Source organism: Mycobacterium sp. NGS26 (assembly GCF_059813025.1).
Window position 1 is genome coordinate 194,177 of sequence record NZ_JCALDU010000006.1, and the last position, 13,133, is coordinate 207,309.

General features: G+C 69.5%; 14 protein-coding genes and 1 pseudogene. 11 read left to right on the forward strand and 4 right to left on the reverse strand.

Going from position 1 to position 13,133, the window contains the following annotated elements; translation table 11 throughout:
- Window positions 1–46: 46 nt before the first annotated feature.
- Complete coding sequence (locus AC5Y6X_RS20075) at window positions 47–478, forward strand: hypothetical protein (RefSeq protein WP_324679816.1); 432 nt, start codon at window positions 47–49, stop codon at window positions 476–478.
- Between the two features lie 12 nt (window positions 479–490).
- Window positions 491–1,180, forward strand: a pseudogene (locus AC5Y6X_RS20080) (TetR/AcrR family transcriptional regulator); the annotation flags it as partial.
- A 25-nt stretch (window positions 1,181–1,205) separates the two neighbouring features.
- Here the strand turns inward: AC5Y6X_RS20080 and AC5Y6X_RS20085 are convergent.
- On the reverse strand, window positions 1,206–2,255 hold the full coding sequence (locus tag AC5Y6X_RS20085; protein ID WP_324679819.1) for a DUF2332 domain-containing protein: 1,050 nt from the start codon (window positions 2,253–2,255) through the stop codon (window positions 1,206–1,208).
- The gene (gene mftR, locus AC5Y6X_RS20090) at window positions 2,252–2,848 is read right to left on the reverse strand and encodes a mycofactocin system transcriptional regulator MftR (RefSeq protein WP_324679820.1); all 597 of its coding nucleotides are present in this window, start codon (window positions 2,846–2,848) and stop codon (window positions 2,252–2,254) included. Before mftR ends, AC5Y6X_RS20085 begins: the two co-directional genes overlap by 4 nt.
- A gap of 98 nt (window positions 2,849–2,946) precedes the next feature.
- Here mftR and mftA point away from each other — a divergent pair, with 98 nt between their 5' ends.
- From mftA to mftG, 7 genes are all read left to right on the forward strand, one after another.
- Window positions 2,947–3,048, forward strand: coding sequence for a mycofactocin precursor MftA (gene mftA, locus AC5Y6X_RS20095; RefSeq protein ID WP_324679822.1), 102 nt, complete (start codon window positions 2,947–2,949; stop codon window positions 3,046–3,048).
- Window positions 3,049–3,053: 5 nt separating this feature from the next.
- A complete protein-coding gene (gene mftB / locus AC5Y6X_RS20100) occupies window positions 3,054–3,326 on the forward strand; it encodes a mycofactocin biosynthesis chaperone MftB (protein ID WP_324679824.1) in 273 nt (90 codons plus the stop codon).
- Complete coding sequence (mftC, locus tag AC5Y6X_RS20105; RefSeq protein ID WP_324679826.1) at window positions 3,323–4,543, forward strand: mycofactocin radical SAM maturase; 1,221 nt, start codon at window positions 3,323–3,325, stop codon at window positions 4,541–4,543. The genes mftB and mftC overlap by 4 nt, the downstream gene beginning before the upstream one ends.
- Before the next feature lie 3 nt (window positions 4,544–4,546).
- The gene (mftD, locus tag AC5Y6X_RS20110; protein ID WP_499988658.1) at window positions 4,547–5,746 is read left to right on the forward strand and encodes a pre-mycofactocin synthase MftD; all 1,200 of its coding nucleotides are present in this window, start codon (window positions 4,547–4,549) and stop codon (window positions 5,744–5,746) included.
- A gap of 173 nt (window positions 5,747–5,919) precedes the next feature.
- On the forward strand, window positions 5,920–6,651 hold the full coding sequence (gene mftE, locus AC5Y6X_RS20115; RefSeq protein WP_499988659.1) for a mycofactocin biosynthesis peptidyl-dipeptidase MftE: 732 nt from the start codon (window positions 5,920–5,922) through the stop codon (window positions 6,649–6,651).
- Window positions 6,648–8,060 carry a mycofactocin biosynthesis glycosyltransferase MftF gene (gene mftF, locus AC5Y6X_RS20120; RefSeq protein ID WP_499988660.1) on the forward strand — a complete coding sequence of 471 codons (1,413 nt, stop codon included), beginning with the start codon at window positions 6,648–6,650 and terminating at the stop codon, window positions 8,058–8,060. Before mftE ends, mftF begins: the two co-directional genes overlap by 4 nt.
- A 19-nt stretch (window positions 8,061–8,079) precedes the next feature.
- Complete coding sequence (gene mftG / locus AC5Y6X_RS20125) at window positions 8,080–9,522, forward strand: mycofactocin dehydrogenase MftG (protein ID WP_499988662.1); 1,443 nt, start codon at window positions 8,080–8,082, stop codon at window positions 9,520–9,522.
- Window positions 9,523–9,703: 181 nt separating this feature from the next.
- Here the strand turns inward: mftG and AC5Y6X_RS20130 are convergent, their stop codons facing one another.
- The gene (locus tag AC5Y6X_RS20130) at window positions 9,704–9,976 is read right to left on the reverse strand and encodes a hypothetical protein (protein WP_499988664.1); all 273 of its coding nucleotides are present in this window, start codon (window positions 9,974–9,976) and stop codon (window positions 9,704–9,706) included.
- A 146-nt stretch (window positions 9,977–10,122) separates the two neighbouring features.
- Entirely contained in the window at window positions 10,123–11,703 is a 1,581-nt protein-coding gene (locus AC5Y6X_RS20135) for an MFS transporter (protein ID WP_499988666.1), read from the reverse strand.
- A 155-nt stretch (window positions 11,704–11,858) separates the two neighbouring features.
- Between AC5Y6X_RS20135 and AC5Y6X_RS20140 the strand changes: the two genes are divergently transcribed.
- The gene (locus AC5Y6X_RS20140; protein ID WP_499988668.1) at window positions 11,859–12,470 is read left to right on the forward strand and encodes a TetR/AcrR family transcriptional regulator; all 612 of its coding nucleotides are present in this window, start codon (window positions 11,859–11,861) and stop codon (window positions 12,468–12,470) included.
- Window positions 12,471–12,826: 356 nt separating this feature from the next.
- Window positions 12,827–13,132: a 30S ribosomal protein S10 gene (rpsJ, locus tag AC5Y6X_RS20145; protein WP_003873519.1), complete on the forward strand. Its 306-nt coding sequence runs from the start codon at window positions 12,827–12,829 to the stop codon at window positions 13,130–13,132.
- The last annotated feature ends 1 nt before the right edge of the window (window position 13,133 follow it).

The window sequence follows — 13,133 nt, forward strand, 5'->3', positions numbered from 1 at the left end:
CCATCGGTCTAAACTTTAGACCACTGGTCTAAAAAGGAGCCGCCCCATGAGCACACCCGTCATCGATCGCTCGCAGCGCACCCGTTCGTTCGCGCGCGTGCTCGGACCGTTCATCGCCGTCGTTCCCGCGATCGTCGCGGTCAGGGCCGGCAGCGTCGGGAATCAGCTGTCCAGCTTCTCGAAAGATCCGATGTGGCCGTGGGTGCTGGGCGCCCTGCTGTTCTTCTGCGGCCTGTTCGTCGTCGCGTTCCACCAGTATTGGCGCAGCGCCGCCGCCGTGATCATCTCGCTGTTCGGCTGGTTCCTGCTGCTGCGCGGTTTCGCGTTGCTCGCCGCGCCGCAACTGGTCACCGATGCGGCCCAATCCGCCACCCAGACATCGGGCTCCAGCGTCGGCGTCGTGCGGGCCGGATTCGGGTTGCTCGCGCTGTGCGGTCTGTATCTGACGTACGTGGGGTGGGTGAAGAAGGCGAACTGACCCGCCATCGCGATGGCACGCGTCGTCAAACGCAAGGACGTCCGGCAGGCTGAGGTGCTCGACCTGGCGCTGTCGCTGTTCCTCGAACGCGGTTACGAGAACGTCAGCCTCAACGACCTGCTCGCCGCATCGGGCACCTCGAAAGGCGCTTTCTACCACTACTTTCCGTCCAAGGAGGCACTCGTCACCGCGCTTGCCCAACGCAGCGCCGCGCAGGCATTCGAGGCGTTGCGCCCGGTCTTCGCCGCGCCCGGCAAGAACGCGCTGGAACGCCTCAACGCCGGGCTTGCGGCGAGCTACCGGGTCAAGATGGCCATGGGTGCCCCCGAACAGATCGCGGCGATGACGGCACTGCTGAAGCCCGAAAACCAGGCCCTGTTCAGAAGAATCACCACGATCTGGGAGGACCTGTTCCGGCCGGTCCTCACCGAGGTCATCACCCAGGGGGTGAACGACGGGGTGTTCGACACCTTCGATCCCGAGGGTGTCGGCGCCATGATTCAGGGTTTCGCCGCGACCATGCAGACGAAGCTCGTCAAGGTGCTCGACGCGCCCGACGCGAAATCGCGACGCAAGGCGATCGACGACGCGGTGACGCGCCTCAAGCTGCACGGCATCGCGACGGACCGGATCCTCGGTCTCCCGGACGGGTCCATCGTCGTGCTCGACCGCAAGCAGGTCGAGGCGATGGTCGCGCATCTGCGGCCGCCGCCGGATGCGCGACGATCTACTGCCAGTTCACCGGCGGGCCGTGCGGATGGCACTCGGCCAGAACCTCCAGGTCGCCGCCGGGCCAGCGGCGGGCCCGCACGAGGAACTTGACGGGCGCGCCGGGTCCCTCGCGCGCGGGTTCCAGGGTGAGGTGGGCGAACGGTGCGGAGGCCTCGGCCCGCGCGCCGAGGGCGTCGACGCCGTCGCGAACCGCGGCGCGTTCCTCGGCGGAAAGGTACTGCCAGGTGATCGAATGCCACAGCACCGTCAGCGCGCCGTCGGCCAGCGTCAGGCCGCCGACCGCGTCGCCGGCCCGCCGGCGGTGCAGCCGCGCGGGCACCCGGCGGGCGACCTCGATGGCGCCGCGCAGCCGATCCAGCCGGGCGGCCTGGTCGGGCCAGACGTAGCTCAACACGGTCAACTCCCCGTCGGTCCCAGTGACGTCGATCGGCGCGATGTCGTATCCGTGCCGCTCCGCGATCCGCACCGCGCCCTGCGGCGGCAGCCGGCCGCGCCAGGCATCGCCGATCGTCACCGGCGAATCGTCCGGCCCCCAGCCGCCGCCGGCGTGGTGGTAGCGGTAGTGGTCGGCGCGCAGGTTCAGCCCGGCGCTGCACCCGACCTCGAAAAGCATTACCGGCAAACCGAATCCGCGATCCAGCCGCAGCAGGCCGCCGATCAGCGCGGCCGACCGGCCCACCTCGTTGGTTTGCGGTGGCCGGCCCAGCGCCTCGCGCAGCGCGTCCGCGTGCTCGGCCGCGGCCCGCACGATCTCGGGCCACGCCGAGTCGGCGTCCCAGGCGCCGCCGGCGCTGGGATACCAGCGGCGCAACCCCGGCGCCCGCCCGTCGAGCACCAGCCGGTGCAGGCCGCCCAGCAGCCGAAGCGGCACGGCCTCGCGCGACGGGGCGTCTTCGCGGCCGGACAGGATGCTCGCGAAGACCCCGCGGGCTTCGACGTCGGCGGCCACCAGCCCGCACAGCTCGTCGTACATCGGCGAGCCCGACGCTCCGCAGAATGCGCCCTGCGCCCGCAGGGTGTGCACCAGGTGCGCGGCGCCACTCACCGCCGCAGTCTCTCCAGGCCTTTGCCGACGACGTCGAAGGCGTTGCCCAGCGCGGTGGGCAAGGGCAGGGACTCGTCGCCCAGCCAGTGCTCGTAGGCCGACAGCGCGACGCCCAGCATGGTCCACGCCACGGTCTGGGGCAGCAGGTCGCTCGTCTTGGCGCCCGAGCGCCGGGCCACGAATTCGGCGATCACCTCGCGCCAGCCGGCGTACATCGTCATCGAATAGGCTTGCAGCTCGGGGGTTTGCAGGATGACCCGCATGCGCTTGCGGTGCCGCGCGGTCTCGGACTCGTCAAAAGTGTTGAACGCCAACAGCGCCGAGCGCAGCGCCGCGCCCAGTGGTACCCGCGGGTCGACGTTGTCGAGCAGCTCCCGTAGGTGCGCGAGGTGGGCGTCGAACTCGCCCCACGGGATGGCGTTCTTGGACGCGTAATAGCGAAAGAGCGTGCGGCGGGAGATGCCGGCGGCATGGGCGACGTCGTCGACGCTCACCTCGGCGAAGCCGCGCGCGGCGAACAACTCGATGGCGACGTCGGTGATGTGGTGCGGTGTCGTCGAGCGGCGCCGGCCCACCCGCGACTGCGGCAGCATCAGACCCGCCCTTCCATTTCGGCACTCGATGCCATATTCTGACGACGATTGTGACAAGATCGACCATCGTTGTCGAGACCCGACGGGAGGCAATCCATATGGACCGCGAGACCGACCGCGAAACCGAAACTGACACCGAGCTCGTTACCGAGACCCTGGTCGAAGAGGTGTCCATCGACGGAATGTGCGGGGTCTACTGACGCCCGTGCTCGACCCCGACCGTGGCTGGCGGTTGCACCCACAGGTGGCGGTTCGGCCCGAACCGTTCGGCGCGCTGCTGTATCACTTCGGCACCCGCAAGCTGTCCTTCCTGAAGAACCGCACCATCCTCGAGGTGGTGCGGTCACTGGGCGACCACCCGGACGTCGCCTCGGCGTTCCGCGCTGCCGGCGTGGACGCCGCGGGGCAGCAGCCGTATCTGCACGCGCTGGGTGTGCTCGCCGAATCCAACATGCTGGTGCCTCAGGAGGCGCAATGACAGTGCCCGTTCCGGCCAAGGTTCCGCGCCTTGTCGAGCAGTTCGAGCGCGGGCTGGACGCGCCCATCTGCCTGACCTGGGAGCTGACGTACGCATGCAACCTCGCCTGTGTGCACTGCCTGTCCTCGTCGGGCAAACGGGACCCGCGCGAGCTGTCGACCCGCCAATGCATGGACATCATCGACGAGCTGGAACGCATGCAGGTGTTCTACGTCAACATCGGCGGCGGGGAACCCACTGTGCGCCCGGACTTTTGGGAACTCGTCGATTACGCCACCGCCCACCACGTCGGCGTAAAGTTCTCGACCAACGGCGTCCGGATCACGCCCGAGGTCGCCGTGCGGTTGGCGGCCAGCGACTACGTCGATGTCCAGATTTCGCTCGACGGCGCCACCGCCGAGGTCAACGACGCGGTTCGCGGTCCGGGGTCCTTCGCCATGGCGGTGCGGGCGCTGGAGAACCTGGCCGCGGCGGGCTTCTCGCAAAACGGCGGGCCGAAGATCTCCGTCGTGGCCACCCGGCACAACGTCGGTCAGCTCGACGAATTCGCCGCATTGGCGAGCCGTTACGGTGCCACCCTGCGGATCACCCGGCTGCGCCCGTCGGGGCGGGGCGCGGACGTCTGGGACGAGCTGCATCCCACCGCCGCGCAGCAGGTTGAGCTCTACGACTGGCTGGTGGCCAAGGGGGAGCGGGTGCTCACCGGTGACTCCTTCTTCCACCTGGCGCCGCTCGGCTCCTCCGGCGCGCTGGCCGGCCTCAACATGTGCGGCGCCGGCCGGGTGGTCTGCCTGATCGACCCGGTGGGCGACGTGTACGCCTGCCCGTTCGCCATTCACGACCGTTTCCTGGCGGGAAACGTGTTGTCCGACTCAGGTTTTGGGACTGGCTTCGCCAACGTCTGGAAGAACGCCCCGCTGTTTCGCGAGCTGCGCGAGCCGCAGTCGGCCGGCGCGTGCGGCAGCTGCGGGCACTACGACAGTTGCCGTGGCGGGTGCATGGCGGCCAAATTCTTCACCGGCCTGCCGCTGGACGGCCCGGATCCCGAGTGCGTCCAGGGGCACAGCGCCTCCGCGCTGGCCAACCAACGCGAGACGCCGCGGCCCCGGGCCGACCACTCGCGCGGGCAGCGGGTCCGCCGACCGGTGCCGCTGACACTGTCCGTACGCCCGCCGCAGCAACCGCCGGCGCGCCTTTGCAATGAAAGTCCGCTGTAGACAATGGCCGATGAATGGTTTGAAACGGTCGCGATCGCGCAGCAACGCGCCAAGCGGCGATTACCAAAATCCGTTTATTCCTCGCTGATTTCAGCGAGCGAAAAAGGAATTACGGTCTCCGACAATGTTGAAGCCTTCAGCGAGCTGGGCTTTGCCCCGCACGTCATCGGTGCGCAGGAGAAGCGCGATCAGTCGACCACCGTTATGGGACAAGAGATCTCGCTGCCGGTGATCATCTCGCCGACCGGCGTGCAGGCCGTCGACCCGGACGGTGAGGTCGCCGTCGCGCGGGCGGCGGCGGCGCGGGGGACCGCGATGGGGCTGTCCTCGTTCGCCAGCAAACCGATCGAGGACGTCATCGCCGCAAATCCCAAAGTCTTCTTCCAGGTGTACTGGCTGGGTGGGCGAGACGCGATCGCCGAGCGGGTGGAACGGGCGCGTCGGGCCGGCGCGGTCGGGCTGATCGTCACCACCGACTGGACGTTCTCGCACGGCCGGGACTGGGGCAGTCCGAAGATTCCCGAGGAGATGAACCTGCGGACCTTCCTGCGGCTGTCCCCGGAGGCGATCGTGCGGCCGCGCTGGCTGTGGAAGTTCGGCAAGACGCTGCGGCCTCCGGAGCTGCGGGTGCCGAACCAGGGCCGCTGCGGCGAGCCCGGCCCACCGTTCTTCGCCGCCTACGGGGAGTGGATGTCGACCCCGCCGCCGACCTGGGACGACATCGCCTGGCTGCGGGAACTGTGGGGCGGACCGTTCATGCTCAAGGGTGTGATGCGCGTCGACGACGCGAAAAGGGCTGTGGATGCCGGTGTTTCGGCGATCTCGGTGTCCAATCACGGCGGCAACAACCTCGACGGCACGCCCGCGTCGATCCGTGCCCTGCCCGCGGTGGCGGCGGCGGTCGGGGACCAGGTCGAGGTGTTGCTGGACGGGGGCGTGCGGCGCGGCGGCGACGTCGTCAAGGCGGTGGCACTGGGGGCGCGCGCGGTGATGATCGGCCGCGCGTATCTGTGGGGCCTTGCGGCGGCCGGCCAAGCCGGCGTCGAAAACGTCCTCGACATTCTGCGCGGCGGCATCGACTCGGCGCTGGCGGGTCTGGGGCGCTCCTCGGTGCACGAGCTGAGCCCGGACGACATTCTGGTGCCGGCCGGTTTCGCCCGGGCGATCGGCGTGCCCCCCGGTCCCGCCGCGGGCGAGGCCTAGCCCCATTCCGGGTCAAGTCGGGCGGCTTTCCCCGATAACGGGTCGAGCAAAAATCAACGGCCACGACAATTGGTACCGACGTGGCTTCCGTGACGGACGGGTCGGAATTTGACTATTTGATGAACGGCCGCGAAAAAATTTCCGTTGAAGGTTCAACAATTGGTGCACGCCAGGTGAATTCGTCCTACCATCAGCCAGTGCCCGTACTCGGCGAATTAGGAACTGCGACGTCGAGCCAGCTATTGAGCACCCCGCCGTCGATAATGATCCCGCTGGGATCGACCGAGCAACACGGGCCGCACCTGCCGTTGGACACCGACACGAGGATCGCGACCGCGGTCGCCCGGGGGGCCGCCACCCGTCTCGAGCAGGAATGGTTGGTGGCGCCGGCCATCGCCTACGGCGCCAGCGGCGAGCACCAGAGTTTCGCCGGAACGATCTCCATCGGCACCGAGGCCCTGACGCTGCTGCTGCTGGAGTACGGCAGGTCAGCCGCGTGCTGGGCCCGCCGATTGGTCTTCGTCAACGGCCACGGCGGCAACGTCGGCGCGGTGCGCAGCGCGGTGGCCAGGCTGCGCGCCGAGGGCCGCGACGCCGCATGGTGCCCGTGCGCCGCCGCGGGCGGTGACGCCCATGCCGGTCACACCGAAACGTCGCTGTTGCTCCACATCTCGCCGACCGTCGTGCTGACCGACCGGTGGCTGCCCGGCAATCGGGCGCCGTTGCCTGAGTTGCTCGGGCCGATGCGCCGCGGGGGAGTGGCCGCGGTCAGCCGGGTGGGCGTCCTGGGGGACCCGACGACCGCGACGGCGGCCGAGGGCAAGCGCATTCTGGCCGAGATGGTCGACGGGTGTGTGCGCGGAGTGGTCCGCTGGTCGCCCGGATCCGACGGGATGCTGACGTGACCGCCCCCCGACTGCCGGACGGGTTCGCCGTTCAGGTCGATCGCCGCGTGCGGGTGCTCGGCGACGGCTCGGCCCTGCTCGGTGGCTCACCGACCCGCCTGCTGAAGCTGGCCCCCGCCGCGCAGGACATGCTCGCCGATGGCCGGCTCAAGGTTCGCGACGACGTCAGCGCCCAACTGGCGCGCACCCTGCTGGACGCCACGGTGGCCCACCCGCGACCCGCGGGCGGGCCGTCGCATCGTGACGTGACCGTGGTAATCCCGGTGCGGGACAACCTTTCCGGCGTGCGTCGCCTGGTGAGCTCCCTGCGCGGACTGCGCGTCATCGTCGTCGACGACGGCTCGTCACCGGCCATCGAGCCGGAAGACTTCGTCGGCGCGCACTGCGACGTCGAGGTGCTGCGCCACCCGTACAGCAAGGGTCCGGCGGCGGCCCGCAACACCGGGCTGGCGGCCTGCAACACCGACTTCGTCGCGTTCCTGGACTCCGACGTCTCGCCCCGCCGGGGTTGGCTGGAGGCCCTGCTCGGTCATTTCTGCGACCCCACCGTCGCCCTGGTCGCGCCGCGCATCGTCGGCCTGTCGCACAGCGAGAACCCGGTGGCCCGCTACGAGGCGGTGCACTCGTCGTTGGACCTCGGGGAGCGCGAGGCGCCGGTGTTGCCCCACAGCACGGTGTCCTATGTGCCCAGTGCGGCGATCATCTGTCGCCGCTCGGCGATCCGCGATGTCGGCGGGTTCGACGAGACCATGCAGTCCGGCGAGGACGTCGACCTGTGCTGGCGGCTCATCGAGGCGGGCGCCCGGCTGCGCTACGAGCCGATCGCCCTGGTCGCCCACGACCATCGCACCGAACTGCGGGATTGGCTGGCGCGCAAGGCTTTTTACGGTGGCTCGGCGGCCCCGCTGTCGGTGCGCCACCCGGACAAGACGGCGCCGGTGGTGATATCCGGCTGGGCGCTGACGGCGTGGATACTCATGGCCCTGGGGACCAGCCTTTCCCGGCTGGCGTCGATCGCCGTCGCGGTCCTGACGGGCCGGCGGATCGCCCGGGCCATGCGCACCGCCGAGACCTCGCTCGACGACGTGCTGGTGATCGCCGCCCGCGGCCTGTGGGCGGCCGCCCTGCAACTGGCGTCGGCCCTGTGCCGGCACTACTGGCCCGTGGCGTTGCTGGCCGCCATCGTGTCGCGGCACTGCAGGCGGGTCGTGCTGGTCGCGGCCGTCATGGACGGCGTGGTGGACTGGCTCGGCCGCCGGGATGCCACCGGCGACGACGCCGAGCCGATCGGCCTGCTGACCTACATGCTGCTCAAGCGCGTCGACGACCTGGCCTACGGCCTGGGGCTGTGGTGGGGTGTGGTGCGCGAACGCAACCTGCGCCCGCTCAAGCCGCAGATCAGGAGTTAGCCGCCGCCTTGACGCCGCCGTGAGTAAAGCCGTCTCGCACAGCGACGTGCTGATAGTTGGCGCTGGGAGTGCTGGATCGGTTGTCGCCGAACGTCTTTCCGCCGACCCCGGCTGCGCCGTGACCGTCCTGGAGGCGGGACCCGCGCTCACCGACCCGGAGTTGCTGGCGCAGACCACCAACGGGTTGCAGCTGCCGATCGGGGTCGGCAGCCCGCTGGCGCGCCGGTACCTGACCCGGCTCACCGATCGCCACGGTCTGCAGCTGCCGGTCGTGCGCGGATCGACGGTCGGTGGTTCGGGTGCGATCAACGGCGGCTACTTCTGCCGCGCGGTGCCCCGCGATTTCGAGCGCGCCGCGCTGCCCGGCTGGTCGTGGTCGGAGGTGCTGGGGCATTTCCGCGCCATCGAGACGGACCTGGATTTCGACGGTCCCGCCCACGGCGACAGCGGTCCCATCCTGGTGCGCCGCACGCACGAAATGACCGGCACCACTGAACGTTTCATCGCCGCGGCCGAGCGTGCGGGGTTCTCCTGGATCGCCGACCTCAATGACTGTGGGCCGGAGCTCGTCTCGGGTGTGGGCGCGGTGCCGCTGAACATCGTCGACGGAATCCGGATCGGGTCGGGGGCGGGATATCTGATGCCCGCGCTGGGGCGGCCGAACCTGACATTGCTTGCGGGCACGCGGGCCGCGCGGCTTCGTTTCTCCGGCGCCCGCGTGGTGGGCATGGAGGCGATCGGACCGGACGGCCCCGTCACCCTCGAGGCCGATCGAATCGTGTTGTGTGCCGGCGCGATTCAGTCCGCGCACCTGCTGATGCTGTCCGGCGTCGGCGACGAGTCGATGTTGCGCACCGCCGGCGTGCCGGTGGTGGCGCCGCTGCCGGTGGGGATGTTCTGCAGCGACCACCCGGAATGGGTGTTGCCGACCAACTGGGCCGTGGCCGCCGGCCGGCCCGTGGTCGAGGCCGTGCTGACGACCGCCGACGGCCTCGAGATCAGGCCGTACACGGGCGGTTTCGTCGCTATGACAGGAGATGGCACCGCGGGCCACCCGGATTGGCCGCATATCGGGGTCGCCCTCATGCGGCCGCTGGCCCGCGGGCGAATCACCCTCGTGTCGCCCGACCCCGACCGCCCGCCGCGGATCGAGCATCGCTACGACAGCGAGCCCGACGACGTCGCAGCGCTGCGCCGGGGCAGCGAGCTGGCCCGCGAATTGGCGGGCGCGGCAACGCATGTCGGCTCGCCGGTGTGGTCGACCTGTCAGCACCTGTGCGCCAGCGCCCCGATGGGCGTCGAGGGCGACCCACGGGCCGTGGTCGACCATCGGTGCCGGGTCCGCGGCATCGAGAACCTGTGGGTGATCGACGGTTCCGTCCTGCCCACGGTCACCAGCCGTGGACCGCACGCAACGATCGTGATGCTCGGGCACCGGGCGGCCGGGTTCGTGTTGAGCTGATTGGGAGGGCCGTTCGTGCGGTCCACGTAGACGGCCACGACAAGTGGCGATGCGCGCGCAACAATGCGTCAGCGCGAACTATGCGTCGCAATATTCGTGGACGGCACGACGGCCTCCTTCGGTGTTGTCGTATCGATTGCCCTCTGCGACCACCTCCTCCGGTGAATACCGTTGGTTGCGTTCACTTCCGTATCGGAGGTGAACGCTCCCGGGCCCACACCGCGCCGGGCGGCCAGCGCGACCGCAGCCGATCGCGGGCGATTGACGGGAACCGGCGCGCCGGCTTGGCGGTGACCGCCGTGCGGACCCGGCGCCGATCCCGTCGGCCTGCGGGAAGCTCACAGGTGGGGTGGTGAACCGGCGCGCTCGAGCGCATCAGGCGGATCCACTCGGCCTCCACGATCGCCGCCGCCTCGATCACCGCCGGGCACACCGGTTCGACGTCTATCAACATCACATCCACCTCATCCTGCGAGATGATCTGCACGTGTCGATATACATTTCTGATACCAGAACAAGCAGATCGTTTCAAGTGTCTGCGGGACAGTTGTTGTTCTGTCGCACCGGCTTTGGGGTCTGCGGCCGGGAACGGCCCGGCGGCTAGCCGCGGCGGGAGAGGAGCCGGCGCACCGGGCGCAGCTGCCGGCCGTCGCGTCCGGGAGCCCACAGCCCGATCAACACCGCGGCGACGGCGACGATCGCCGCCATCGCGATCGTGGAGGCGTGCATGGCGGCGAGGAACGCGGCCTTGCTGACCTCGGCCAGCTGGGTCCCCCGCGGCCCGAGCCGGCCGGCCACCTCGACCGCCTTGGCCAGCGAATCGGTCGCCGGGCCGCGGACGGGCGCGGGGAAGTCCGCGAGCTTCGGCGCGAGCTCATGGGAATAGCGTCCGGCCAGGATGGAGCCGGCAACCGCGATTCCCAGCGCCCCGCCCATCTCCCGCGAGGTGTCGTTCACCGCGGAGGCGACGCCCTGCTTCTCGTCGGGAACCGCCCCCATGATCGCCGAAGTCGTCGGCGCGGTGCAGATTCCGATCCCCGTGGCCAGTATCAGTGTCGGCCAGGCGAATTCGGAAAAGGTCGAATGCAGGTCCAGCCAGTACATGCACGCGAAGCCGGCGGCCATCAACAGCGTGCCGACGAACAGCACCAGCCGCAGGCCCAACTTCGGCACGTACCAGAAGGACAGCGCCGAGCAGATGCCCAGCGGCACCATGAACGGACCGAACGCGAGCGACGTCATCAGCGCCGAGTAGCCCATGATCTGCTGCACGTACTGCATGCCGACGAAGAAGAAGCCGAACGTCGCGCCGAACAGGATGACGATCGCCGCGACCCCGGTGGCGAAATTGGGGTCGGCGAACAGTCGAACGTCCAGAAGCGGGTGTCGCCGGTGCAGTTCGAAAACGCCGAACACCACCGCGAGGACGGCGCCGGTGACGAGTCCGCCCCACACCAGCGGATCGCTCCAGCCCCGGTTGGGCGCGTCCAGGATGGCGAACACCGCGACCGCCACCGCCGCACCGATGAGGACCGCGCCCGGCCAATCGACTCGGGGAGCGTCGGTTTCGCGTGACGACGACACCGTGCAGCCGAGGGCGAAGATCACCAGCCCCGCGACGCCCAGCGACCAGAAGATGGCGTGCCAGTCCCAAAAGCGAAGCAGCAGGCCCGAACCGAGCATGCCGAGCACCCCGCCGGAACCGGCCGTGCCGGCCCACCAGCCGACGGCCTTCATCCGATCCTCTTTCGGGTAGCCCACGGTCAGCAGCGACAGCGTCGCGGGCATCACCAGCGCGGCGCCGACCCCGGCCACCGCCCGCCCCGCGATGATCTGCAGCGGGTCGTGCAGAATCGCCGGCGCGGCCGAGCCGACCGCAAACACCAGCAGGCCGGCGAGCAGCGCGCCCCGCCTGCCGTAGCGGTCGCCGATGGCCCCGGCCGGCAGCAGCAGGCAGGCCAGCGCCAGGGTGTATCCGTCCACTACCCAGGTCAGCTGCGTCTGCGTGGCCGAGGTGGCAACCGCGAGGTCTCCCAGCGCCGTGTTCAACGCCGTCATCGACGCGACGACCAGTGCCACACCCATGCACGCCACGGCCAGCGTCCAGGCTCGGGCCCGGGGGCTACCGCCGATGCTTCTCGGATCAGTACGCTGGTCGGGCCGGACAAGGGTTTCGACCATGGGATGCGCCTCCTTGTGGCGGCGTAGCGGAATTTTGAGACTAACCGTCTCGTAGATAGACCAATAGTCTCGTTCTCAAACAGGCTCGAACAGGGAGGTGGCTCACAATTACCGAGGGGAGTACCGATCCCCGGCCAGCGCGGTCCCGGGCCCGTTTGCTCGAAGCCGCGGCGGCGCTGCTGCGCTCCGGGGGTCCCAGCGCGGTGACCGTCGATGCGGTCACGCGCAGCGCCAACGTGGCCAGGGCCACCCTGTATCGCCACTTCCCGAGCGGTAACGATTTGCTGGCGGCGGCGTTCAACAGCCTCATACCGCCGTCGCCGACGCCGCCGGCCGAGGGCTCGCTGCGGGATCGGCTGATCGCGATCGTGCTGGCCCAGGCCGAGGCGGTGGCCCAGGCGCCGGCGGTCATGACCGCCATGTCGTGGTTGGCCCTCGGTCGCGACCTCGAGGAGATGCCGGAACCGCGCCGCAACCGGACCACCGACAGCGCCTCGATCACCACGTTGCGCGAACGTATCGCCGCGCAGTACGCGGCCCCGTTCGACGCCGTGTTCGACAGCCCGGAGGCCGCCGCCGAGCTGGGGGAGGTCGACCGATCGCGCGCCATCGCGTTGCTGATCGGCCCGCTGGTGCTGGGGCGCCTGTCCACCCTGCCGGATTTCGACTACCGCGAGTGTGCGCGCGCCGCCGTCGACGGCTTCCTGCACGTTCAGCGTGCGCAGAACAGGGCCGCCGCGGCGACCACCGAAACGGCCGGCGCCTGACCCCGCTGAGGTTTGCCGGAGATTTGGCCCCAAATTTTGAACGGGCCGCGGTCGTCAGGCATACTGTTCAGGTTGTCTTGCGCCGGGTTTAGGCCTGGCCGGGCATACGACCAGCGCCCAACCGGGCGCGTCCGGTCCCATCCTTGGAACGCGACCAATTTCGGGCCCTGAAATGGGCGCGCCAAGGCTGCGTGAGGGTGACACACCCGACCGCGGGGGCCGGTGGACCACGACAGGTAAACAGCGGCGCAGTATCCGGCGCGACGCTCGATCGGCCCCGACGGGGCGGGTCGATCCGCGCGCCGGGGGCACCAGGTCCGGACACGGACCTCGAGTGGAGTGAGGGTAGGAGAAGCGTGGCGGGACAGAAGATCCGCATCAGGCTCAAGGCCTACGACCATGAGGCTATCGACGCATCCGCGCGAAAGATCGTCGAGACCGTCGTCCGCACGGGTGCCAGCGTCGTAGGTCCGGTGCCGCTGCCGACCGAGAAGAACGTGTATTGCGTCATCCGGTCCCCGCATAAGTACAAGGACTCGCGAGAGCACTTCGAAATGCGGACCCACAAGCGGTTGATCGACATCCTCGACCCCACGCCGAAGACCGTCGACGCGCTGATGCGCATCGACCTTCCGGCCAGCGTCGACGTCAACATCCAGTAGG